18 protein-coding genes and 1 tRNA gene are annotated in these 22,613 nt (G+C 69.7%); 13 read left to right on the top strand and 6 right to left on the bottom strand.

Going from position 1 to position 22,613, the window contains the following annotated elements:
* Positions 1 to 52: 52 nt before the first annotated feature.
* Both VC184_RS10810 and VC184_RS10805 read left to right on the top strand, forming a co-directional pair.
* Positions 53 to 2,206, top strand: coding sequence for a DEAD/DEAH box helicase (locus VC184_RS10810; protein WP_323986135.1), 2,154 nt, complete (start codon positions 53 to 55; stop codon positions 2,204 to 2,206).
* Positions 2,207 to 2,377: 171 nt separating this feature from the next.
* Positions 2,378 to 3,406 (top strand): 6-phosphofructokinase, encoded by a 1,029-nt coding sequence (locus tag VC184_RS10805; RefSeq protein ID WP_023955073.1) that lies wholly within the window; start codon positions 2,378 to 2,380, stop codon positions 3,404 to 3,406.
* A gap of 81 nt (positions 3,407 to 3,487) precedes the next feature.
* On the opposite strand, the gene VC184_RS10800 is transcribed toward VC184_RS10805, so the two are convergent.
* The gene (locus VC184_RS10800) at positions 3,488 to 4,879 is read right to left on the bottom strand and encodes a threonine/serine exporter family protein (protein WP_323986133.1); all 1,392 of its coding nucleotides are present in this window, start codon (positions 4,877 to 4,879) and stop codon (positions 3,488 to 3,490) included.
* A gap of 154 nt (positions 4,880 to 5,033) precedes the next feature.
* On the opposite strand from VC184_RS10800, the gene VC184_RS10795 reads away from it, so the two are divergent.
* Positions 5,034 to 6,320 carry an aspartate kinase gene (locus VC184_RS10795; RefSeq protein ID WP_112617213.1) on the top strand — a complete coding sequence of 429 codons (1,287 nt, stop codon included), beginning with the start codon at positions 5,034 to 5,036 and terminating at the stop codon, positions 6,318 to 6,320.
* A gap of 113 nt (positions 6,321 to 6,433) precedes the next feature.
* Complete coding sequence (thrC, locus tag VC184_RS10790) at positions 6,434 to 7,837, top strand: threonine synthase (protein WP_323986131.1); 1,404 nt, start codon at positions 6,434 to 6,436, stop codon at positions 7,835 to 7,837.
* A 150-nt stretch (positions 7,838 to 7,987) separates the two neighbouring features.
* Here the strand turns inward: thrC and coaBC are convergent, their stop codons facing one another.
* Positions 7,988 to 9,199, bottom strand: a complete 1,212-nt coding sequence (gene coaBC / locus VC184_RS10785; protein ID WP_323986129.1) for a bifunctional phosphopantothenoylcysteine decarboxylase/phosphopantothenate--cysteine ligase CoaBC — start codon at positions 9,197 to 9,199, stop codon at positions 7,988 to 7,990.
* Positions 9,200 to 9,270: 71 nt separating this feature from the next.
* Here coaBC and VC184_RS10780 point away from each other — a divergent pair, with 71 nt between their 5' ends.
* The 6 genes from VC184_RS10780 to VC184_RS10755 all read left to right on the top strand — a co-directional run bounded on the left by VC184_RS10780 (position 9,271) and on the right by VC184_RS10755 (position 15,442).
* Positions 9,271 to 9,987, top strand: coding sequence for an NRDE family protein (locus tag VC184_RS10780; protein ID WP_323986127.1), 717 nt, complete (start codon positions 9,271 to 9,273; stop codon positions 9,985 to 9,987).
* A gap of 94 nt (positions 9,988 to 10,081) precedes the next feature.
* Positions 10,082 to 11,140, top strand: coding sequence for an aspartate-semialdehyde dehydrogenase (locus VC184_RS10775; protein WP_323986125.1), 1,059 nt, complete (start codon positions 10,082 to 10,084; stop codon positions 11,138 to 11,140).
* Between the two features lie 20 nt (positions 11,141 to 11,160).
* The gene (locus VC184_RS10770; protein ID WP_181574220.1) at positions 11,161 to 12,669 is read left to right on the top strand and encodes a malate:quinone oxidoreductase; all 1,509 of its coding nucleotides are present in this window, start codon (positions 11,161 to 11,163) and stop codon (positions 12,667 to 12,669) included.
* 5 nt (positions 12,670 to 12,674) lie between these two features.
* Entirely contained in the window at positions 12,675 to 13,289 is a 615-nt protein-coding gene (locus VC184_RS10765; protein ID WP_274178744.1) for a thymidine kinase, read from the top strand.
* A gap of 101 nt (positions 13,290 to 13,390) precedes the next feature.
* Complete coding sequence (locus tag VC184_RS10760; RefSeq protein ID WP_274178743.1) at positions 13,391 to 14,110, top strand: FadR/GntR family transcriptional regulator; 720 nt, start codon at positions 13,391 to 13,393, stop codon at positions 14,108 to 14,110.
* A gap of 48 nt (positions 14,111 to 14,158) precedes the next feature.
* Positions 14,159 to 15,442, top strand: a complete 1,284-nt coding sequence (locus VC184_RS10755; RefSeq protein WP_323986123.1) for an alpha-hydroxy acid oxidase — start codon at positions 14,159 to 14,161, stop codon at positions 15,440 to 15,442.
* A 97-nt stretch (positions 15,443 to 15,539) separates the two neighbouring features.
* Here VC184_RS10755 and VC184_RS10750 read toward each other — a convergent pair whose 3' ends face one another.
* The 4 genes from VC184_RS10750 to VC184_RS10735 form a co-directional block, all read right to left on the bottom strand.
* Entirely contained in the window at positions 15,540 to 16,304 is a 765-nt protein-coding gene (locus tag VC184_RS10750; protein WP_274178742.1) for an HAD-IIB family hydrolase, read from the bottom strand.
* Positions 16,305 to 16,365: 61 nt separating this feature from the next.
* Positions 16,366 to 16,439, bottom strand: a tRNA-Pro gene (locus VC184_RS10745).
* 48 nt (positions 16,440 to 16,487) lie between these two features.
* Positions 16,488 to 17,417 carry a metallophosphoesterase gene (locus VC184_RS10740; protein ID WP_274178741.1) on the bottom strand — a complete coding sequence of 310 codons (930 nt, stop codon included), beginning with the start codon at positions 17,415 to 17,417 and terminating at the stop codon, positions 16,488 to 16,490.
* A complete protein-coding gene (locus VC184_RS10735) occupies positions 17,417 to 19,957 on the bottom strand; it encodes a transglycosylase domain-containing protein (protein WP_323986121.1) in 2,541 nt (846 codons plus the stop codon). The genes VC184_RS10740 and VC184_RS10735 overlap by 1 nt, the downstream gene beginning before the upstream one ends.
* A gap of 107 nt (positions 19,958 to 20,064) precedes the next feature.
* On the opposite strand from VC184_RS10735, the gene VC184_RS10730 reads away from it, so the two are divergent.
* The 3 genes from VC184_RS10730 (at position 20,065) to VC184_RS10720 (ending at position 22,592) form a co-directional block, all read left to right on the top strand.
* Positions 20,065 to 20,286, top strand: a complete 222-nt coding sequence (locus VC184_RS10730) for a DUF4177 domain-containing protein (protein ID WP_094261190.1) — start codon at positions 20,065 to 20,067, stop codon at positions 20,284 to 20,286.
* A complete protein-coding gene (locus VC184_RS10725) occupies positions 20,283 to 20,750 on the top strand; it encodes a RidA family protein (RefSeq protein WP_323986119.1) in 468 nt (155 codons plus the stop codon). Before VC184_RS10730 ends, VC184_RS10725 begins: the two co-directional genes overlap by 4 nt.
* Before the next feature lie 102 nt (positions 20,751 to 20,852).
* Complete coding sequence (locus VC184_RS10720; RefSeq protein WP_274178739.1) at positions 20,853 to 22,592, top strand: Na+/H+ antiporter; 1,740 nt, start codon at positions 20,853 to 20,855, stop codon at positions 22,590 to 22,592.
* Positions 22,593 to 22,613 lie beyond the last annotated feature (21 nt).

Below are 22,613 nucleotides of genomic sequence, written 5' to 3'. Positions count from 1 at the left end.
CCTCGTACGTTTCCGTCACGACGGAACTCCGGCACTCAGGCTCAGGAGGAGCATGCCGACCATGGCCACCGCCGCAGCGACCGCCAACCGCCGACGGAGATCTTCGTCCGCCCGACGCGATGATGACGCGCCGCTGATCCCGATCCTGGCGCGCAAGGTGCGCGAGGTCGAGGCCAAGGCCCAGCGCGGAAAGCTCGGACCCACGAACCGCGTCAAGTTCCAGGTCATCGCCTTCTTGGTGCGCGAAGAGCGCGCGCGGGTGAAGGCCGACGAGAACGTCTCCACCGCCGCCCGGGCGGAGCTGCTCAAGCGGCTCGACGGCGTCGCCACGATCCTCGCGAAGACGGCCGCGCGCGACACGTCTCTCATCCAGCTGCTCGAGGTCGACCAGGCGACGTCGCCGGTGGCGAAGCGGATGCGGCGCGACTGGCTTCTCGAGTCGGGTGCCGAGCTGCCGGAGGACGAGCTCATCATCACCGATGCCGCTCCGGTTCAGGCGCCCGTCGTGCCCGCGGCTCTCGCCGACCGGCAGGTCATACCGCCGCAGGTGATCGCACGACGCGAGGCGAACCCCTTCCTCGCGCCCGACCTCGAGCTGCACGCGCCGCACGACACCCCGCGTCGGAGACTCGACGGCTGGGAGTTGATGGGGCCGCTCTACAAGGCGTTCGAGTCCGGCGCCGGCGGGGCGGCTGCCTCCATGGACCTGCCTCCCGTGCCGGAGTTCGACCGCCTGTCGCCCAAGGGTCTCGAGATCATGCCGCACCAGTCGCGGTTCCTCGAGTCGGTGCGAGCCGGTCACCGCTCGTTCCTGCTCGCCGACGAGCCGGGTCTCGGAAAGACGGCGCAGTCGGTGCTCGCAGCATCCGTCGCCGGCGCCTATCCGCTGCTGGCCGTCGTGCCGAACGTGGTCAAGATGAACTGGGCGCGCGAGGTCGAGCGCTGGACGCCGCAGCGACGCGCGACCGTGATCTCGGGCGACGGCGATCAGATCGACGCATTCGCCGACGTCTTCATCGTCAATTACGAGGTGCTCGACCGCCACCTCTCGTGGCTCGGTTCGATCGGCCTGCGCGGCATGGTCGTCGACGAGGCGCACTTCATCAAGAACCTCAGCTCGCAGCGTTCGCAGAACGTGCTCGCCCTCGCGGGCCGCATTCGCGAGCAGGTGCGCGACCCGCTCATGCTGGCCCTCACCGGAACCCCGCTGATCAACGACGTCGAGGACTTCGACGCGATCTGGCGGTTCCTGGGGTGGACCAACGGCGAGAAGCCCGGCCCCGTGCTCATGGAGCGTCTGGACGAGACCGGCCTCACGCCGGCCGACAAGGCGTTCTATCCCGCTGCCCGCGACGCCGTCATCTCGATGGGCATCGTGCGCCGCAAGAAGAAGGACGTCGCCGCCGACCTTCCCGACAAGCTCATCGCCGACCTGCCCGTGCAGCTCGACGACGAGTACGGCCGGTCGATCCGTCAGGCCGAGCACGAGCTCGGCGAGCGCCTCGCCGCGCGGTACCGCCGGATCATCGAGGCGCGCGGCGACCGTGTGCTCATCGGCGAGGCCGACTCCGACATCGTGCGCCTCGTCGCGACGCAGGAGCTCGAGGAGTCGAAGGCCGCGGGCACCGGCGCCGAGAACGTCTTCACGATGGTCCGCCGCATCGGCCAGGCCAAGGCCGTGCTCGCCGCCGACTACGCCGCCCAGCTGCAGCGCTCCGTCGGCAAGGTCGTGTTCTTCGCCAAGCACATCGACGTCATGGATGCCGCTGAGGCCCACTTCGCGGCCGCCGGGCTGCGGACCGTGTCGCTGCGCGGCGATCAGAGCGCGACGGCACGCCAGGACGCGATCGACGCGTTCAACAACGATCCCGATGTCGCCATCGCGGTGTGCTCGCTGACGGCTGCCGGCGTCGGCGTGAACATGCAGGCAGCCTCGAACGTCGTCCTCGCCGAGCTGTCGTGGACCGCGGCCGAGCAGACGCAGGCGATCGACCGGGTGCACCGCATCGGTCAGGAGGAGCCCGTCACCGCGTGGCGGATCATCGCCGCTCACACGATCGACACGAAGATCGCCGAGCTCATCGACTCGAAGCAGGGTCTCGCCGCTCGGGCTCTCGATGGTGAGGCCGTCGACCCGACCTCGAGCGACTCGGTGCAGCTGTCGGCTCTCATGCACCTGCTCCGCCAGGCGCTCGGCGCGGACTGAGCCGTCCTCTCCGCTGTTCGTCGGTGGTCGGAGGGCGCGCCTGGTCGCATCCGCACGGGCCTCGCGAGTTCTCCCGGCGGGCTCGCCTGGCAGCACCCGCGCCGCGACGATAGTCTCGACCTGAGGCAGCGTCGCCACACTCCACCCTGAGCAACAACGAAGGATCTCCCCATGAAGATCGGCATCCTCACCAGCGGCGGCGACTGCCCCGGACTCAACGCTGTCATCCGAGGCGTCGTGCTCAAGGGCACCACCTCGTACAACATCGAGTTCGTCGGCATCCGCGACGGCTGGCGCGGCGTCGTCGACGGCGACTTCTTCCCCCTCACGCGCCACGAGGTGAAGGGCCTGTCGAAGGTCGGCGGAACCATCCTGGGCACGAGCCGCACCAACCCGTACGAAGGCCCCCGCGGCGGCGCCGAGAACATCGCGGCGACCCTCGACAAGCACCGCATCGACGGCATCATCGCCATCGGCGGCGAAGGCACGCTCGCTGCGGCCAACCGTCTCGCCAACGACGGCATCAACGTGCTCGGTGTGCCCAAGACGATCGACAACGACCTGAAGGCGACCGACTACTCGTTCGGCTTCGACACCGCCGTCAACATCGCGACCGACGCGATGGACCGCCTGCGCACGACCGGTGACTCGCACCAGCGCTGCATGGTGGCCGAGGTCATGGGCCGTCACGTCGGCTGGATCGCCCTGCACGCCGGCATCGCCGCCGGCGCCCACGTCATCTGCATCCCGGAGGTGCCGATGTCGATCGAGGAGATCACGGCGCAGGTGACCAAGGCGTTCGACCGCGGCCGCGCCCCGCTCGTCGTCGTGTCGGAGGGCTTCAAGCTGAAGGGTCAGGACGAGGCCTACAGCGATAAGGGCCTCGACGCGTTCAACCGTCCCCGTCTCGGTGGCATCAGCGAGGTGCTCGCCCCCGAGATCGAGCGCCTGACCGGCATCGAGACGCGCGCCACCGTGCTCGGTCACATCCAGCGCGGCGGCTCGCCGTCCGCGTTCGACCGTGTGCTGGCCACGCGCCTCGGGCTCGCGGCGGCCGACGCGCTCGTCGACGGTGCCTGGGGTCAGATGGTCTCGCTCAAGGGCACCGACATCGTCCGCGTCTCGTTCGACGAGGCCCTCGGCGAGCTGAACACCGTCCCGCTGTACCGCTACGAGGAGGCCGCCGCGCTGTTCGGCTGATCTCCGCGTCGCTTCGTCTCGGCCGCGTCCGCGGCAGGTTCCCCGCCTGCTCGTGACGCGGCCGTTTCGCTTCTCTCGGTTTCAGCGCACCCGCGCGCGCGCACGGATGACCGACCCCAGCGACGCGCGGAGCGGCTGGCCGAGGTAGATGCCGAGCGACGCACCCACCGCCAGGGCGATGCCGACGGTCGCGGCTGCCGCGAGGGTGCTGAATCCGGTGAGCAGGGTCGCCGGGCTGTCACCCGACTCGACCACGCCGAGGAGCCCGCGGAACACCGCGGCACCGGGGACCATGGGCAGGATCGCCGCCGTCGTGATCGCGACAGACGGAACGTGCAGACGATAGGCGGCGAGAATGCCGACGAGGCTCCCGACGAACGCGCCGACGCCGCTCGCCGCCGCCGTCTCGAAGCCGAGCGAGGCCGCGGCCACGTATCCGAGCCACGCGACGACGCTGAGCGCGACGCTGACGACGATGATGCGGAGCCCGGCCCCGTTGATGACGGCGACCGCGAGGGCGATCAGACCTGCGCCGAGGAACTGCAGCGGCACGGGTCCGAGCGGCAGCGCCTCCGTCGGGGCCTCCAGGCCCAGCCCGATGACTCGCGCGGTCTCGATGCCGGCGAGGATGCCGAGCACGACGCCGAGAGTCTGCGTCACCAGCTCGAGGATGCGGCCCATCGCCGTCAGCGCGAACCCGTCGATGGCGTCCTGAGCCGCCCCGACCACGGTGAGACCCGCCAGCATCAGCACGATGCCCGAGGCGACGATGACGGAGGGGCGCATGGTCATCGCGGCCTCCCACCCCGTCGCTCGAAGAAGCGGGGAGGCCGCGGCGACGATCGTGAGCACGAACGCCCCGGCGATCTGACTGAAGAAGAACGGCACGCGCGCCCGGCCCAGGAGGAACTGGGTCACCGCCGCCGACCCCGCGGCGAGGAACGACAGCACGATGACGAGCCAGTTCGCCCCGAACATCACCGCGACCCCGACCGCCAGCAGCGCCTGCGCAGAGACGGCGACGGGCTGCTGATACCGGAACGGTGTGCGACGGATGCCGCGGAAGCGCAGGGCCGCGGCATCCAGGGGGAGTCCCGACCGGATCTCGGCCACGAGCGCCTGCAACCGCTGCAGCCGTGCATGGTCGGGCGCGGCGCCGCGGACCACGCGCATGAGCGTGATCGGTCGGTCCTCGCCGCTGCGATGGTGCGCGACGGTGATCGAGTTGTACGTCACGTCGACGTGCACCGGGTCGAGGCCGTAGACCCCCGAGACCCGCACGATCGTGAGGGTCACCTCGCTGGCCGGCGAGCCCGCCACGAGCATCGTCTCGCCGAGTCGGATCGCCAGGTCGAGCACCCGCACCGCGAACGCGTCGTCGATCACCGGGAGCATCTCCGTCGCCGGGCCGCCGGCCGGATCGGAGGTGTGGACGAGCGCATTCAGCGCCGTGAAGAGCGAGCGGCGTCCCATGCGTTCCAGCCTAGGTCCGTGCGCCCGGGGCCTCGCTCCCGGACGGGTCGTCACATGGCGCTGCGCGCATGGGACGCTCCGTAAGATGGTCCGGTGGGCGCGGCATCCGGGCGCCCGTAGCAATCGCGCCGGCACCGGCATCCGGGAGTCCCACATGGCATTGATCGTGCAGAAGTACGGCGGGTCGTCCGTCGCCGACGCGGAGAGCATCAAGCGGGTCGCGAAGCGCATCGTCGACACCCGCCGCGCCGGTCACGACGTCGTCGTCGCGGTGAGCGCGATGGGCGACACCACCGATGAGCTGCTCGATCTCGCGAACGAGGTCGCACCGATCCCGGCTCCCCGCGAGCTCGACATGCTCCTGAGCTCGGGCGAGCGCATTTCGATGGCGCTCCTGGCGATGGCCATCCACTCGATGGGCTTCGAGGCGCGGTCGTTCACCGGCAGCCAGGCGGGCATGATCACGGATGCCACGCACGGTGCCGCGCGCATCGTCGACGTCACGCCCGTGCGGCTGCGCGAAGCCCTCGACGAGGGAGCGATCGTCATCGTCGCGGGGTTCCAGGGGTTCAACCGCGACACCCGCGACATCACGACGCTCGGCCGTGGCGGATCCGACACCACGGCCGTCGCGCTCGCCGCAGCGCTCTCGGCCGACGTCTGCGAGATCTACAGCGACGTCGACGGCATCTACACCGCCGACCCGCGCGTCGTGCCTAAGGCTCGCAAGCTCGGCGTCGTCTCGGCGGAGGAGATGCTCGAGCTCGCCGCGAACGGCGCCAAGGTCCTCTACATCCGTGCGGTGGAGTACGCCCGCCGTCACGGCGTCATGATCAACGCCCGGTCGACGTTCAGCTCGGGGTCCGGCACGTTCGTGCTCGGTCCCGGGATGACGCTGCCCGAAGGCCGAAAGGAAGAAGAGATGGAAGAGCCGATCGTCGCGGGCGTCGCCACCGACCTCAGCCAGGCCAAGATCACCGTCATCGGCGTGCCCGACGTCCCGGGCAAGGCTGCCGAGATCTTCAAGATCGTGGCGAAGTCGGGCGCGAACGTCGACATGATCGTCCAGAACGTCTCGGCGGCCACGACGGGTCGCACCGACATCTCGTTCACGCTGCCCAAGACGGATGCGACCGTCGCGCTCCGCGCCCTCGCGGGCGAGCAGAGCGAGGTCGGCTTCGAGAGCCTCGTGCACGACGATCAGATCGGAAAGCTCTCCGTCGTCGGTGCCGGGATGCGCACGCACTCGGGCGTCTCCGCGACGCTGTTCGAAGCGCTGTCGAACGCCGGGGTGAACCTCGAGATGATCTCGACCTCGGAGATCCGCATCTCCGTCGTCGTCCGCGGCGACGAGCTCGCCGAGGCGGCTCGCGTCGTGCACACGGCGTACGGGCTCGACGGCGACACCGAAGCGGTCGTCTACGCCGGCACCGGGCGCTGACGCCCCGCCGGCCGTCGACGCCCCGCCGGCCGTCGACGCCCCGCCGACGCCGGGCAGGCGCGGCACCTGCGACAATCGAAAGCCGTCCCCGACCCGTCACCGAGGAGCCCCGCGTGCTGTACATCTCGACCCGAGGCGGCGCTGAGCCGCTGCCGTACTGCGACGCTCTCCTCGAGGGGCTCGCGACCGATGGCGGTCTCGCCGTGCCGCAAGAGATGCCCTCGGTCTCGCCCGAGACCCTGGAGCGCTGGCGTGCCCTGACCTACCCGCAGCTGGCCACCGAGGTCCTGGCGCTCTTCGCCACCGACATCGAGCGCGACGACCTCGCCCGCATGACCGAGGCCGCATACGCTCCCTTCCCCGATGCTGTCGTGCCGCTGCGGCGGATCGGTGGCGGGATCACGCTGGTCGGGCTCTCCGAGGGCCCCACGCTGGCCTTCAAGGATCTCGCGATGCAGTTCCTCGGTCAGGTCGTCGAGCACGCTCTCGCGCGCACGGGGTCCGTGCTCAACGTTCTCGGTGCGACCTCGGGCGACACCGGATCGGCCGCTGAGTACGCGCTGCGCGGCAAGGAGCGCATCGCCGTGTTCATGCTGTCGCCGCAGGGCCGCATGAGCCCGTTCCAGCGGGCGCAGATGTTCTCGCTCGACGAGCCGAACATCCACAACATAGCCATCGAGGGCGTTTTCGACGACTGCCAGAACCTGGTCAAGGAGCTCGCGGGCGACCTCGAGGTCAAGCGGTCGCTGCGCCTCGGCGCGGTCAACTCGATCAACCTCGCCCGCATCACGGCGCAGGTCGTCTATTACTTCTGGGCCTGGCTGCGCGCGACGGACGCCGACGGCCACGCCGAGGTCTCGATCACGGTGCCGTCCGGCAACTTCGGCAACATCCTCTCGGGGTTCTACGCGCGCGAGATGGGTCTGCCGATCCGTCGGCTGGTGCTGGCGGCGAACGAGAACAACGTGCTCGACGAGTTCTTCCGCACCGGCATCTACCGTCCGCGCTCCGCCGCGCAGACGTTGCAGACCTCGAGCCCGTCGATGGACATCTCCAAGGCCTCGAACCTCGAGCGCTTCATCTTCGAACTCGTCGGGCGAGACCCCGAGCGCGTCGTCGCGGCGTGGAAGGATCTCGAGTCGCAGGGCTTCGCGGACTTCTCCGCCGACCTCGCTCGCTTCACCGCCGAGTTCGGCATCGTCAGCGGAACGTCCACGCACGCCGACCGCCTCGCCACCATCCGCGAGGTCCACGAGGAAGCGGGCGAGATCATCGACCCGCACACGGCCGACGGAGTCACCGTTGCTCGCCAGTACATCGAGCCCGGCGAGGCCATGCTCGTCCTCGAGACCGCCAAGCCCGAGAAGTTCGCGGAGACCATCCGTGAAGCCATCGGGATCGACATGACGTACTCCGACGAGCTGCAGGCGATGCTCGATGCGCCGCAGCACGTCGTCGACCTGCCCGACGACGCGGCCGCGCTGACGGCCTTCATCCGCGAGCGCGCCCTGAGCTGATCCCGCCCGTCCGCAGTCGGCCCCGCCGAGGCGTGCCGGTGGCGATACAGCTGCAGGACCGGTGGTGCTGGTGTCGCCTCCGCGTGACTCTGAGTGCGCGTGGGCACCAAACATCCGACGGATGTATCGCGCCCGGCCAGGGGCTGAGCGTCAGCTCGCGGCGCGTAGCGCGACGATCGCGTCCCAGATTGCGCGCGCGACGGCGTCCTTCGGGCCGGAGGCTTCGGCGACGACCGCGCCGCCGTCTCCGATGACGGCGACGGCGTTCTCGCCCGCACCGAAACCGGCGTCCCACCCGACCTCGTTCACGACGAGGAGGTCGACGCCCTTGCGGTCGCGTTTGCGTCGCGCGCGCTCCAGCAGGTCGTCGTCCCGGGTCTCGGCGGCGAACCCGACAACGGTCTGACCGTCGCGGCGAGCGGCGGCGAGCCCTGCGAGGATGTCGTCGTTCGGCACCAGCTCGATCGTCTCGAGCGGACCGTCCTCCTTCCGCAGCTTGTGCTCCGACACTCGAGCGGCGCGATAGTCGGCGACGGCTGCGACCATGATGACGATCTCTGCGGCGGCGGCGGCATCCGACATCGCCCCGCCGAGCTCAGCCGCGGTCTCGACATGCTGGACCGTGATGCGCGGGTGCGCGATGGCGGCGTCGAGAACGCCGGCGTCGACGGATGCCGCGACGAGCGTCACCGTGGCGCCGCGCCGCGCCGCCTCGACGGCGATCTCCGCGCCCTGACGACCGCTCGACCGGTTGCCGAGGAAGCGCACGGGGTCGAGCGGTTCGCGGGTGCCCCCGGTCGAGACCGCGACGTGCAGGCCGTCGAGGTCGGCCGGCGCGGGGGACACCAGCGCGACAGCCGCCGCGACGATGTCCTCCGGCTCCGACATGCGGCCCGGGCCGCTGTCGCCGCCGGTCAGCGGGCCGTCCGCGGGCCCGACGAGCAGCACGCCGCGCTCGCGGAGCGTGGCGACGTTGGCGGCGGTCGCCGGGTGCCGCCACATCTCGGTGTGCATCGCAGGGGCGACCACGACGGGTGCCGTGGTGGCGAGGAGCGTCGTGCCCAGCAGGTCGGATGCCAGACCCGCGGCGATCGACGCGATCGTGTTGGCCGTCGCGGGCGCGACGATCACGAGGTCGGCGCTCTGGCCCAGGGCGACGTGCCGCACACGCGCGACGTCGTCGTGGACGGACGTCGTGACGGGGTTGCGGCTGATCGCCTCCCATGTTGTCAGGCCGATGAAGCGCAGCGAGTCCTCGGTGGGGATGACGTGGACGTCGTGCCCCTGCTGGACGAGCAGCCGTACGAGCTGGACGCTCTTGTAGGCGGCGATGCCACCGGTGACCCCGACTACGATGAACATGCCCCCGATCCTCCCACGGCCCCGGGCGGGGTGCGCGGATCGACCACCGGCCGCCGAGAGCGAGTGATCCCATGTGCACCGTCGTCATCCAGGTGCCCGCCGATCCGAGCCGGCCGGTTCGGCTGCTGGCCGTCCGCGACGAGGATCCGTCGCGTGCGTGGGACCCGATCGGTCCCTGGTGGCCCGACACGTACGCCGATGTCGTCGGCGTGCGCGACCGTCGCGCCGGCGGGGCCTGGCTCGCCGCCGACCCGGCCGCTCGCCGGCTGGCCGTCATCCTGAATCGAGCCGACGTGCTCCCGGATGGCGCGCCGGCGCTGTCGCGCGGCGGCATCGTCCTGGATGCGGTCGCGGGCTCGCCGCCGACGGGCGCCCCGCCCACGCACGGCTTCAATCTCGTCGACGTCTCGCCCGGTGGGGTCCGCGTCTCGATGTGGGATGCCGCGACCCTGCGGACGGTCGACCTCCGTCCCGGCACCCACATGATCGCCCACGACGACGTCGACGATCCGCGCACCGCCCGGATCCGTCGCTGGCTCGGCGAGTTCGCGGCGGCCGCGCCGGAGCTCGATCGCGCGGACGGCCTGCAGCCCTGGCTCGACGTGCTCCAGGACACCGCGGCCACCCCGGCCACCGACGACGCCGCGATCATCCGCGACAACCGTCCGTACGGCGTCCCGACCTTGTCGCTGCTCGTCTGCACCGCCTCCGTCGGCACTGGCGGGGTCGACCTCGCTTACGGCGCCCTCGACGTGCCGGGGGAGTGGAACCGCCCCGAGATGGCGTGAATCGCGCGGTCATCGGCCGTCACGTGCGTCGGACCCGCCCCGGTGCGCCGATAGAATCGCCGAAACCCGATCACGCTCCACGCAAGGAACCGCTATGACCCGCATCTCCGATTCCGGACTCTCCGTCGCCGTCGTCGGCGCCACTGGCCAGGTCGGAAAGGTCATGCGCGAGATTCTCGTCGAGCGGAACTTCCCGATCCGCGAACTGCGCTTGTTCGCCACCGCGCGCTCGGCGGGCACCTCGATCGAGTTCGCCGGGCACGATGTGATCATCGAGGACATCGCCACCGCAGACCCCGTCGGCATCGACATCGCCCTCTTCTCTGCGGGGGCGACCGGATCGCGCGCGCACGCGCCGCGCTTCGCAGAAGCGGGCGCCGTCGTCATCGACAACTCCAGCGCCTGGCGCATGGACCCCGAGGTTCCCCTCGTCGTCAGCGAGGTCAACCCCCACGCCACGGTGAACCCGCCGAAGGGCATCATCGCGAACCCGAACTGCACCACGATGGCCGCGATGCCGGTGCTGAAGGTGCTCGACACCGAGGCGGGGCTCGAGCGCCTCATCGTCTCGACCTATCAGGCGGTCTCGGGCTCGGGCCTCGCCGGCGCCGAAGAGCTGCTCGGCCAGGTCGAGGGAGTCCTCGCTCAGGGACACACGCTCGATCTCGTGCACGACGGCTCGGCGGTCGACTTCCCGCAGCCCGAGAAGTACATCGCCCCGATCGCGTTCGATGTCATCCCGTTCGCCGGCAACCTGGTGGACGACGGCGACAACGAGACCGATGAGGAGAAGAAACTCCGCAACGAGAGCCGCAAGATCCTCGAGCTGCCCGACCTGCGTGTCGCCGGCACCTGCGTGCGCGTCCCCGTGTTCACGGGTCACTCGCTGTCGATCCACGCCGAGTTCTCGCGCGACATCACGCCGGAGCGGGCGCGCGAGGTCCTGGCCGCGGCGCCCGGTGTCGTGCTCGAGGAGGTCCCGACGCCTCTGCAGGCAGCCGGCAACGACCCGAGCTACGTCGGCCGCATCCGCGCCGACCAGTCCGCGCCCGAGGGCAAGGGACTCGTGCTGTTCATCAGCAACGACAACCTCCGCAAGGGTGCCGCGCTGAACGCGGTGCAGATCGCGGAGATCGTCGCCGAGCGTCTCTGACGTCAAGGCGGGGCGGCGGGATGCCGCGCGCCGCCACCGGGATAGACTGGTGCATCGTGAGTGAAAAGGTCGACGTCGTCCTGATCGGCGGGGGCATCATGAGTGCCACGCTCGGTGTGCTGCTGAAGCAGCTCCAGCCCGATTGGAAGATCGAGGTGCACGAGCGCCTGTCGGATCTGGCGCAGGAGAGCTCGAACCCGTGGAACAACGCGGGCACGGGTCACGCCGCGCTGTGCGAGCTGAACTACACGCCCGAGGCGTCGGACGGCTCGGTAGATCCCGGCAAGGCGATCACGATCAACGAGCAGTTCCAGCAGAGCCGTCAGCTCTGGGCCTCGCTCATCGAGCGCGGCATCCTCGACGAACCGTCGACGTTCATCAACGCGACGCCTCACATGACCTTCGTCCGCGGTGAGAAGGACGTCGCGTTCCTCAAGCGCCGCTACGAGGCGCTCAAGGACCAGCCCCTCTTCGCGGGCATCGAGTACTCGGAAGACTCGCGCGTCATCAACCAGTGGGCGCCGCTGCTGATGCAGGAGCGCCGCAAGGGCGAGCCGTTCGCGGCGACGCGCGTCCCCGCCGGCACGGATGTCGACTTCGGATCGCTCACCCGGCAGCTGTTCTCGCACCTGCAGGAGCAGGGCGTGGAGGTCATCACCGACCGTGAGGTGCGCACGCTGAGCCGCCAGAAGGACGGCTCGTGGCGGGTCTTCTGGCGCAATCGCCTCGGCAAGACCCCCGGGCACACCGACGCGCGCTTCGTCTTCGTCGGGGCCGGCGGCTGGGCGCTGAAGCTGCTGCAGAAGTCGGGTATCCCCGAGATCAAGGGCTACGGCGTCTTCCCGATCGGCGGGCAGTTCCTCAAGACCACGAACCCCGCCGTCGTCTCGCAGCACAAGGCCAAGGTGTACTCGCAGGCCTCGGTGGGTGCTCCGCCGATGTCGGTTCCCCACCTCGACACGCGCGTCGTCGACGGCGAGGCCTCGCTGCTGTTCGGACCGTTCGCGACGTTCAGCCCGAAGTTCCTCAAGAACGGCCGCATCACCGACATCGTGTCGCAGGTGCGCCCCCACAACCTGCTGCCGATGCTGAAGGTGGCCGTCGACAACCCGAGTCTCATCTCGTACCTCGTCGGCGAGCTGCTCAAGAACCACCGCAAGAAGGTGGAGTCGCTCCGCGTCTTCATGCCGACCGCGAAAGACGAGGACTGGGAGCTGATCCAGGCCGGTCAGCGTGCTCAGGTCATGAAGAAGGACCCGAAGAAGGGCGGCGTGCTGCAGTTCGGCACCGAGGTCGTGACCTCTGCCGACGGGTCGATCGCCGGTCTGCTGGGGGCCTCGCCGGGCGCCTCGACTGCGGCATCCATCATGCTCGGACTTCTCAAGACGTGCTTCCCCGACCGCATCGCGGGCTGGGAGCCCGAGCTGAAGAAGCTCATCCCGAGCTACGGGCAGCCGCTGAACCCGCGGGCGGATGCCGCTCGCGCGTCGATCGAGGCGACGGCCGAAGCGCTCTCGATCAATCCCTGACGGGCATGGCCAAGCTCTACTTCCGTTACGGAGCCATGAACTCCGGCAAGTCGACGGCTCTCCTGCAGGCGGCTTACAACTACGAGGAGCGCGGCCAGCACGTGCTGCTCGCGAAGCCCGAGATCGACACGAAGGGCGCCGGCCAGATCGCAAGCCGGCTGGGCGTCGAGCGAGACGTCGACTTCCTCGTCGGTGCGGACGACGACCTGCGGGCCGTCTTCGGCGTGCATCGTGAGCGCGTGCGCGCCGAGACGGGAGCGGATGTCGCCTGCCTCCTCATCGACGAAGCGCAGTTCCTGACGTCGGAGCAGGTCGACGATCTGCTGCGGACCGTGGTGGAGGAGAACGTCCCGGTGCTCGCCTACGGCATCCGCACCGATTTCCAGACCCGCGCCTTTCCCGGTTCGGCGCGTCTGATGGAGCTCGCGCACAGTCTCGAAGAGCTGAAGACGATCTGCCGCTGCGGGCGGAAGGCCCTCTTCAACGCACGTCTGGTCGGCGGACGCTTCGTGTTCGAAGGCGACCAGGTGGCGATCGACGAGCTCGCTCTCGACCGGGTGACGTACGAGTCGATGTGCGCTGAGTGCTATCTCCGCGAGTCGGGTGGTCGCCTCGCCTGAGGCATCCGGCGACTGATACGTTTCACGACGCGCCTGTCCAGGGCTTTGCGCGGTCAGACCACAAGATGTATCGTGGTCCGGCCACCAAGGAGAGGGGCGTCATGGCTGACGGAACCCCGGCGCGCGCCTGGCGCGTCGTATTGGAGAAGATCGAATCCGATCTTCTCGCCGGCAAGCTCGGTCCCGGCGACCGACTGCCGTCCGAGCGCGACCTCGTCGCGCAGCTCGGGGTCGGGCGATCCAGCGTGCGCGAAGCGCTCCGCGTGCTGGAGGTCATGGGCCTCATCCGCACCGCGACGGGATCGGGGCCGAGCGCGGGGGCCATCGTCGTGGCCCGCCCGACCGGCGGCATGCAGGCGCTCCTTCGGTTGCAGGTCGCCGCGCAGGGCTTCGCCATCTCGGATGTCGTGAACACGCGTCTCCTGCTCGAGGAGTGGGTCGCCGGTGAGCTGGCCGGCTCGTCCGACGTCGATCTCGAGCGGGCGCGCGAAGCGCTCCGTGCGATGGATGCCGCCGACCTCAGCCCCGCCGACTTCCTGGTACTCGATGCGCAGTTTCACGTCGCCTTGGCCGAGGCGTCGGGCAACGAAGTCGTGGCGGCGATGATGGCGGGCCTCCGATCGTCGATCGAGGACTACGTGCTCCAGGGTGCCGCGCGCATCCCGGATTGGGACAGCGCGGTGGACCGCCTGCGCGACGAGCACAACGCGATCGTGGCGGCGATCGACGAACAGCGGGTAGACGATGCCCGCACCGCCGTCCACGACCACATCACGGGGTACTACGCGTCCGCGAACCCCGTGCGCCCCGAATCCACCTGAACCCATCCGGTCCGACCCCGTCGGCCCCGCCGGAACTGAGGAGAGAATATGGTCGCCCGACAGTTGCCCAAGATTCCCGAGCTGCTCGAACTGATGCAGTTCAAGGCCCCCGATCTCAATGGACGCCGCCGCCGACTCACGTCGGCCCTGACGATCGATGATCTGCGGACCATCGCGAAGCGCCGCACGCCCAAGGCGGCGTTCGACTACACCGACGGTGCGGCGGAGGGCGAGATCTCGCTCGCGCGAGCACGGCAGGCGTTCCAGGACATCGAGTTCCACCCCGACATCCTGCGTCCGGCGGAATCGGTCGACATGTCGACCGAGATCCTCGGCGGGCGCTCGGCGTTGCCGTTCGGAATCGCCCCGACCGGATTCACCCGGTTGATGCAGACGGAAGGCGAGAGCGCGGGGGCATCCGCCGCGGGCGCGGCCGGCATCCCGTTCACCCTCTCGACGCTCGGGACGACGTCGATCGAGGGCGTCCGGGCGGCCAACCCGCACGGACGCAACTGGTTCCAGCTCTACGTCATGCGCGATCGTGAGATCTCATATGGTCTCGTCAAGCGGGCGGCCGAGGCGGGCTTCGACACTCTCATGTTCACCGTGGACACCCCGGTTGCGGGAGCGCGCCTGCGTGACAAGCGCAACGGGTTCTCCATCCCGCCCGCGCTGACCGTCGGGACGATCGTCAACGCCATCCCGCGCCCCTGGTGGTGGATCGACTTCCTCACGACGCCCAAGCTCGAGTTCGCGTCGCTCACGACCACCGGCGGCACCGTCGGCGAACTCCTCAACGCCGCGATGGACCCGACCATCAGCTACGACGACCTCGAGGTCATCCGCAGCATGTGGCCCGGGAAGATCGTCATCAAGGGCGTGCAGAACGTCGAGGACTCCAAGCGGCTCATCGACCTCGGAGTCGATGGCATCGTGCTCTCGAACCACGGCGGCCGCCAGCTCGACCGCGCCCCCGTGCCGTTCCACCTCCTGCCGCAGGTCGTGCGCGAGGTCGGGAAGGACGCCACGGTCATGGTCGACACCGGCATCATGAACGGTGCCGACATCGTTGCCTCCATCGCGCAGGGCGCGAAGTTCACTCTGATCGGACGCGCTTACCTCTACGGGCTGATGGCGGGCGGCCGTCAGGGCGTGGACCGGACCATCGCGATCCTGCGCAGCGAGATCGAGCGCACGATGCAGCTGCTCGGCGTCTCGAGCCTAGAGGAGCTCGAGCCGCGTCACGTCACGCAGCTGCAGCGGCTCGTGCCGATCACAGGCTCAGCGCCGCGTCGCGCCGCCACGCGGGCCAAGACGGCGTCGCGAGCCTGACGACGGGACGCGAAGCAACGGGCCCCGGTGCCGGCAGTCGTCAGGCTGCTCGGCCCGGGGCCCGAATGCGTGGCGCGGTGTCGCCCGCGTCAGTGGGTCAGCGCAGCGGAAGCGTGGGGATGAGCTGGTCGAGGAAGTCGGCGGTCTCTTCCCAGCCCTCGACCGCGTGGCAGGCCACGCCCATCGCGAGCACCGGATAGTCGTTGCCGTTCTCGTCGAGACGGTCGCCGACGAACAGGATGTCGTCCTGCGGGATGCCGCTCTGCTCGATCAGCCGGGTCATGCCGTAGGCCTTGTCGATGCCGCGCTCGGTGATGTCGACCGACGTCGAGCCGCCCGCGCGCACCTCGAGGTCGGGGATGCGGTCTGCCACCGCCGCTCGCAGCGCATTCTTCTTCTCGCCGGAGGGATCCCACGCCATCTTCGCGTCGACGGGAGCTTGCTGGCCCAGCGCGGAGAACGTGATCTGAGACCCACGGTCCTCGAGGATGGGGCCCCAGGTCTCGCTCTCCCACAGGCCGAGCCGACGCGCCTCTTCCTCGACCGCGGCGAGGGCGCGGGACTTCTGGTCATCGGTCAGCGAGCGGGCGTAGACCGTCTCGATGCCGGCGGGGGAGAGGCGGTAGTACTGCGTTCCACAGGTCGGCAGCAGGTGGAAGTGCGACAGCAGGTCTGCATCCGTCTCGGGCAGCTGGTCGACGACCTGCGCGGTGAACTGCGCGAGCTGTCCGCCGGAGATGATCGCGACCTCGACGCGGGCCGCAAGATCGAGCAGCTGGCGCCCGATACGCGGGTTGATGGCGCTCTTCGAGGGAGCGAGGGTGTCGTCGAGGTCGAAGGCGACCAGTCGGGGGATGGGCATCCGTGCTCCGTTCTCCGGTGGCATGAAAGAGGCCCCGCCTTGCGGCGGAGCCTCTTCGCTGTCGGGGTGACAGGATTTGAACCTGCGGCCTCGTCGTCCCGAACGACGCGCGCTACCAAGCTGCGCCACACCCCGTGGCAACCCTCCAAGCTTACCCCGATCCGGCTCGGAAGACGAATCGGCTCACGCCCGAGCGCGGAGGACCAGCACGGAGGCCTCGGGGCGGCACCCGAAACGCACCGGCGCATAGATGGAGTGACCGAGGCCCGCGCTCACATTGAGTGGGACACGGTCCGCACCCCATGAGCTCAGGCCGCGCGCCTGATCGAGCGGAATATCGCAGTTGGCGACGAGGGCGCGCGAGGCGAAGGGGATGCGGACCTGCCCGCCGTGAGTGTGGCCGCCGAAGACCATGTCCGCCCCCAGATCCACGAAACGGTCGAGCACGCGGCGATACGGGGCGTGGGTGACGCCCAGGGTCAGGTCGGCGCTTCTGCGGCCTTGCAGGGCCGCCAGAGCGCCCGGCAGCACGTCGAGGTCGTCCCAGTCGCGGTGCGCGTCGTCGACCCCGACGCCGTCGATTCGCATGCCGGCCACGCGCACGGCAGCGGCGGCGTTGTCGAGCTCGGACCAGCCGAGGTCGTCGGCGAAGAACGAGTCCATCGCCGCGGTGTCGATTTTCGGCGCCGCTTTGGCGTGACGCGAGGGGCCCGTGAAGTAGCGCAGCGGGTTCCGCGCGCTCGGCTCGAACACGTCGTTCGACCCGTGGACGAAGAAGCCCGGCACGCCGCGAAGGGGAGCAAAGGCGCGGCGGATGCCGGCGAGGCCGCGTGCGTGCCCGAGGTTGTCGCCCGTGTTGATGACCAGGTCCGGCTGCGTCGTCTCGGCCAGCTCTGCGATCCACCGCTGCTTGCGCTGCTGCCACGGCGCCATGTGGGCGTCGGAGAGGTGCAGCACGGTGATGCTGGGGCTGCCCTCGGGCAGCACGTGGACTTCGTGGCGACGGACGGTGAACAGATGGCGCTCGATGCCCACCCCCCAGACGACCGCACCGCCGGCGCCCAGGGCGCCGGCGGTGGCGATCGTGGAGAGCGTCCTGCGGACGCCTGCCATCAGCAGTTCTTCGCGGTGTACTCGATGGTGATCTGCGTCCCGCGGCCGACCGCCTCGCCTGCGGCAGGGCTGGTGCCCGTCACCGTCGGCTGCGGCGGGTCGTCCTTCTCGGTACACGCCGTCGTCACGCTCGTGAAGCCGGCGGCTCGCAGTTGGCGCTCGGCCTCCTGCGGGTTGCCCGTCACCGGCGGCACCGTGGCGCCCTGACCGTTGCTCGGTGTGATCGTGATGGTCGCGCCGCCCGCGGCGCGACCCGCGCCCGGATCCTGCGACACGATCCGGCCTTCGGGCTCGGTCGAGTCGGTGGGCTCGGCGACGTTCACCGAGAAGCCGGCCGCCTCGAGGGTGCCGCGCGCCTCATCGACGTTCTGACCGACGACGTTCGGGAGCTCCGTGAGGGTGTTCTTCGTGAGGTTCGTGTCCGGGGTCGGGAACCGATCGCCGCCGAACTTGGCGTTCGCCGCTCCCTGCATCTTCGGCCAGATCGCGTTTCGGATCTGATCGAGTCGCCAGCCGTTGACGCGGTACTCGTTGAGCTTCGCGAAGCCGTCGACGTTGCCGACCCAGACCACGGTGGCCACCTTGGTGCTCGCACCGTCCATCCAGGTGTGCTCGTACTCGTGGATACCGGTCTTGCCGAACACCGGCACGCCGTCGAAGATGCGGGCGCCCTGGCCCGTCGCGTTCATGACGCCTTCGAGCGCGAAAGCGGCAGTGGCGGCGACGTTGGCGGAGATGGCCTGGTCGCAACTCGTCTGCGGCGTGATGTCGGTGCCGTCGGACTTGACCGCACGGTCGATGACCTTCGGCTCGCACCGCGTGCCTCCACCGGCAATCGCCGCGTAGGCCTCCGCCATGTCGATGGGTGCCACCGCCGCGGATCCCAGCACATCATAGGGGTTGTTGTTGACGTCCAGCGGGTCGCCGTTGGACTGCATGACGCCCATCTTCATCGCGACCTGGTTGGTCGAGCACACCGAGATGCGCTCGGCCATCGCGAGGAAGCCCGAGTTCAGCGAGTCTTCGGTGAACTTCTTGATCGTGCCCGAGTAGCCGTTGCTGCTCTGGAAGTTGCCGATCTCGTTCGGGCGGCCGCTGTTGCCGGTGCGGACGTTCTGGGTGGCGCCGTCGCAGCTCGTCAGCACGCGCTTGTTCCCGACACGGCCGTTGATCACTTCGTTCACGGAGTGCCCCTGCTCGAGCCAGTTGATGAGGCTGAACACCTTGTAGGTCGAGCCCGCGGAGTGACCACCGCCGCCGTCCTGGTTGCGCACGTTGTAGTTGACCGGGGTCACCGTGCCGGCGTCGTCTCCGGTGGGCGCGAACGGGCGATTCTGCACCATCGAGAGCACGCGGCCGGTGCCGACCTCGACCTGGACGCCAGAGGCGCCGAGGTTCAGACGGTCGTCGGTCGCGGGCACGACGGACATCGCGTCGAGCGCGGCATCCTGGAGCTGCGGGTCGAGAGTGGTGTAGATCTTCATGCCGCCGCGGCGCAGGTTCTGTTGGCGCTCCTCGAGCGACTCGCCGAAGGCCGGGTCGTCGAGGACGATGTTGCGGACGTACTCGCAGAAGAACTCGGCGCCGGCGGCGAGCTGGCAGCCCTGCGGGCGCTCCTGGATGTTCGGGGTGATCGGCTCCGCGATAGCGGCATCCCGCTCTTCCTGCGTGATCTTGCCATCCGAGAACATGCGTTTGAGCACGTAGATCTGACGGTCCTTCGTCAGCTCGTAGCCGTTCGCGGCGCCGTTCGACTCGCTGTCGGGACGATCCAGACGGTAGGTGTTCGGCTCCTGCACCATGCCCGCGATCGCCGCGGCCTGGCCGATCGTGAGCTGCGAGGCGGGCACGCCGAAGTAGTACTGCGACGCCGCGCCGATGCCGTAGACGGTGCCGCCGAAGTGCGCGATGTTCAGGTAGCCGAGCAGGATCTCGTTCTTCGGATACCGCTTCTCGAGCTGGATCGCGTACCGCATCTCCTGCAGCTTGCGCTCGATGCCGTCGGTGCCGGAGGAGACGGTGGTCGAGCGGAAGCACGCCTCGACCTCGTCCTGCGACTTGGCTTCCTTCTCGCACGCCTGTTGCAGCACGTTCTTGACGTACTGCTGGGTGATCGACGAGCCGCCGCGGGTGTCGCCGCCGCGCAGGTTGCCGAACACCGCACTCGCGGTGCCGAGAAGGTCGACGCCGCCGTGCGTGTAGTAGTTCTTGTCCTCGCTCGACGTGATCGCGTCGAACATGACCGGCGCGACCTCATCCCACGTGACCGGGATGCGGTTCTGGTCGTAGAACTGCGTCATGAGGACGTCGTTGCCGTCTGCGTCCTTGCGGTAGAACTCGGTCGGCAGCATGAGCTCGTCGACTTCGAGGTAGCTCGGCATGTTGTCGAAGACGTCGATCGCGCTGGTGGCTGCGTAACCCGACACGGCGATGGCGGGGGTCACGGTAGCCGTGACGAGGATCCCGGCCACAGCGCTCAGGCCGACCAGGCCGGCGAGACCGCCGAGCACACCGGTGGCCGTGCGTTTCTTGTGAGGCATAGGGTGATCGTAAGCGAGATACCTGGGCATCCGCCTCAGGACCACCCCTTGCGCGCGTGCGTCCGCGCATGCCGGCGCGCGAGCGAAAGCCACAGATCGGAGCCCCGATGACGACGTGGGAGTACCTCACCACGCCCCTGCTGATCCACAACACCGCGGCGATCCTCAACAACTGGGGCAAGCAGGGCTGGGAGCTCGTGCAGGTCGTCCCTGGACCCGAGGGCGGGCTCGTCGCCTACTTCAAGCGTCCCGTGGGCGGGGGAGCAGCCAACGCCGGTCTCGGGGCGGCCCACCAGGCTGCCCAGCAGTTCGAGGGCACGGGCGCATGAGCGTCTCGGCGCGTCTGGCCGAGCTCGGCATCCAGCTTCCGCCCGTCGTCCCGCCCGTCGCCGCCTACATCCCCGCGACCGAGCACGACGGTCTCGTCTACACCTCCGGGCAGCTGCCCATGGTCGACGGTGCGCTGCCCGCGATCGGCAAGGTCGGCGAGGGCGACGGTCTCGTCGCCGCCGACGCGGCCAAGCAGCTCGCGCGTCAGTGCGCGCTCAACGCCATCGCCGCCGCGGCGGATATGGCCGGCGGTGTCGACAACCTCGCTCGGGTCGTGAAGGTGACCGGGTTCGTGGCGTCCGTCCCCGAGTTCACGGGACAGCCCGGTGTCATCAACGGTGCGAGCGAGGTGCTGGGCGAGATCTTCGGCGACGCGGGTCGTCACGCACGGTCGGCGGTCGGGGTGCCGGTGCTGCCGCTCGACTCCCCGGTCGAGGTCGAGGTCGTCTTCGCCCTGGTCTGATCGCCGGGCTCTCCGCCCACCGCGAACCTCGGGCGGAACACCGCCCGTCCGGTCGCCCGCGGCTCTACGCTCTGGTGTGGACCACGCGGAAGGGCGGTAGGGATGCAGGGACTCGAGGTCACGGTTCTGCTGGGCATCGCCCTTCTCGTCGGAACCGTCCTGGCGCCGCGGTTGCGCGTCGCGACGCCGCTGGTGCTGCTCGTGATCGGTCTGCTGCTCGGATTCGTGCCCGAGCTGCGGGCGATCGAGCTGCCGCCGGAAACGGTGCTGCTGCTCTTCCTGCCGGTGCTGCTGTTCCGCGAGGCGTGGACGACGTCGCTCCGCTCAGTCCGCCGCTCGCTGCGCTACATCGTGCCGATGAGCACCCTGCTCGTCGTCGCCTCGGCGTTCGCCGTCGCGGCGGTCGCGACCTGGCTCGGCGTGCCGTGGGAGGCCGCCCTCGTGCTCGGGGCTGCGGTCGCGCCGCCCGACGCCACCGCGGTGGCCGCGCTCGGCAGACTGCTGCCCGCCCGCACCTTCATGAAGCTCAAGGCCGAGAGTCTTACGAACGACGGCACTGCCCTCGTCCTCTATGCCATCGCGGTCTCGCTCCTGCTCGGCGACCAGGTCAGCGCCCTGTCGATCACGGGCATGGTGCTGCTGTCGTACCTCGGCGGCGCTGCGGCCGGCATCGCCGTCGCGGCGCTCGTCTTCCTCGCACTGCGGCGGATGCAGTCGACCCTGACGATCAACCTGACGCTGCTGCTCGTTCCGTTCGTCGCGTTCCTCATCGCCGAGCTGATCGAGGCGTCCGGCGTGCTCGCCGTGGTCTTCGCCGGGCTCATCATCGCCTGGGTGTCCCCGCGCATCACGACGGCGATGTCGCGCCGTGCCGCCGATGCCACCTGGCCGTTCGGGGTGTACCTCCTCAACGGAGCGCTGTTCGTGCTCATCGGCCTCGAGGTCCAGCTGGTGCTGCATGAGATCTCGCCGTCGGAGATCGGCATCCTGCTTCTCGTCACTCTCGCGGCGTGGGTCGCCCTCTTCGTCGTGCGCTACCTGTTCCAGTGGCTGTTCTCGCCCTTCTCGCGCCCGGCGGCCGGGTCGAGCAGATCGCTGCGTCATCGCTCGCGGGTCGTCAGCACGGTGTCGGGGTTCCGCGGCGCCGTGTCGCTCGCCATCGCGCTGTCGGTGCCGATCACGACGGCTTCGGGGGAGCCGGTCGAGGGACGCGACTCGATCGTGTTCGTCACCGCGGGGGTCATCGTGCTCACGCTGCTCGTGCAGGGGCCGTTGCTGCCCGTCGTCATCCGGTGGGCGAAGCTCCCTGCCGACGATGCGGCGATCGAGGAGTACGAGCTCGCCCAGCGGGCCATTTCGGGCGCCGCTCTCGCAGCGCTCGACGACCTCGCCGCGGAGCACGGGGTCAGCGATCGTGTCCGCGACCGTGCCCGGCACGAGGGCTACGAACGCCTCGAGCTCGCCAACGCCCGCGCCGTCGCGCGCCAGCGGGCGGCGGAGGAACGCGACCCGGATGCCGACATCGACGACGACTCGCCCGACGAGGATGCCTCGCGCATGGGCCCCGTGCCGCCCGGGCCGTCGGACGGGGACGGGCATCGGCCTGCGCCGCAGCTCGAGATGCTCGCCGTGAGCGACGACATCGACCTGACGCAGCGCTCGCCGCTCATCCGGCACCGGGAGGCGACGCGGCTGCGGCTGGCGATGCTCGATCGCAAGCGCGAGGTGCTGCTGCGCCTGCGGCGCGACGGCACGATCGACGACCTCGTGGCACGCCGCATCCTCGCCGACCTCGACATCGAGGAGATCCGGGCCCGCGGACTCGATCGCGACGCCGAGTGACGCGATCGAGCCCGCGCGCGG

The organism is Microbacterium plantarum (genome assembly GCF_035231185.1).
Taxonomy (GTDB): Bacteria; Actinomycetota; Actinomycetes; order Actinomycetales; family Microbacteriaceae; genus Microbacterium; species Microbacterium plantarum.
The sequence above is the reverse complement of the archived record's forward strand: the minus strand, read 5'-3'. Positions and strand labels throughout refer to the sequence as shown.

Excerpts from the sequence above, each read along its gene's own strand:
- VC184_RS10810 (WP_323986135.1), top strand. The coding sequence starts at position 53 with ATGCCGACCATGGCCACCGCCGCAGCGACCGCCAACCGCCGACGGAGA.
- VC184_RS10805 (WP_023955073.1), top strand. The coding sequence starts at position 2,378 with ATGAAGATCGGCATCCTCACCAGCGGCGGCGACTGCCCCGGACTCAAC.
- VC184_RS10800 (WP_323986133.1), bottom strand. The coding sequence starts at position 4,879 with ATGGGACGCCGCTCGCTCTTCACGGCGCTGAATGCGCTCGTCCACACC.
- VC184_RS10795 (WP_112617213.1), top strand. The coding sequence starts at position 5,034 with ATGGCATTGATCGTGCAGAAGTACGGCGGGTCGTCCGTCGCCGACGCG.
- coaBC (WP_323986129.1), bottom strand. The coding sequence starts at position 9,199 with ATGTTCATCGTAGTCGGGGTCACCGGTGGCATCGCCGCCTACAAGAGC.
- VC184_RS10780 (WP_323986127.1), top strand. The coding sequence starts at position 9,271 with ATGTGCACCGTCGTCATCCAGGTGCCCGCCGATCCGAGCCGGCCGGTT.
- VC184_RS10775 (WP_323986125.1), top strand. The coding sequence starts at position 10,082 with ATGACCCGCATCTCCGATTCCGGACTCTCCGTCGCCGTCGTCGGCGCC.
- VC184_RS10770 (WP_181574220.1), top strand. The coding sequence starts at position 11,161 with ATGCCGCGCGCCGCCACCGGGATAGACTGGTGCATCGTGAGTGAAAAG.
- VC184_RS10765 (WP_274178744.1), top strand. The coding sequence starts at position 12,675 with ATGGCCAAGCTCTACTTCCGTTACGGAGCCATGAACTCCGGCAAGTCG.
- VC184_RS10760 (WP_274178743.1), top strand. The coding sequence starts at position 13,391 with ATGGCTGACGGAACCCCGGCGCGCGCCTGGCGCGTCGTATTGGAGAAG.
- VC184_RS10755 (WP_323986123.1), top strand. The coding sequence starts at position 14,159 with ATGGTCGCCCGACAGTTGCCCAAGATTCCCGAGCTGCTCGAACTGATG.
- VC184_RS10750 (WP_274178742.1), bottom strand. The coding sequence starts at position 16,304 with ATGCCCATCCCCCGACTGGTCGCCTTCGACCTCGACGACACCCTCGCT.
- VC184_RS10740 (WP_274178741.1), bottom strand. The coding sequence starts at position 17,417 with ATGGCAGGCGTCCGCAGGACGCTCTCCACGATCGCCACCGCCGGCGCC.
- VC184_RS10735 (WP_323986121.1), bottom strand. The coding sequence starts at position 19,957 with ATGCCTCACAAGAAACGCACGGCCACCGGTGTGCTCGGCGGTCTCGCC.
- VC184_RS10730 (WP_094261190.1), top strand. The coding sequence starts at position 20,065 with ATGACGACGTGGGAGTACCTCACCACGCCCCTGCTGATCCACAACACC.
- VC184_RS10725 (WP_323986119.1), top strand. The coding sequence starts at position 20,283 with ATGAGCGTCTCGGCGCGTCTGGCCGAGCTCGGCATCCAGCTTCCGCCC.
- VC184_RS10720 (WP_274178739.1), top strand. The coding sequence starts at position 20,853 with ATGCAGGGACTCGAGGTCACGGTTCTGCTGGGCATCGCCCTTCTCGTC.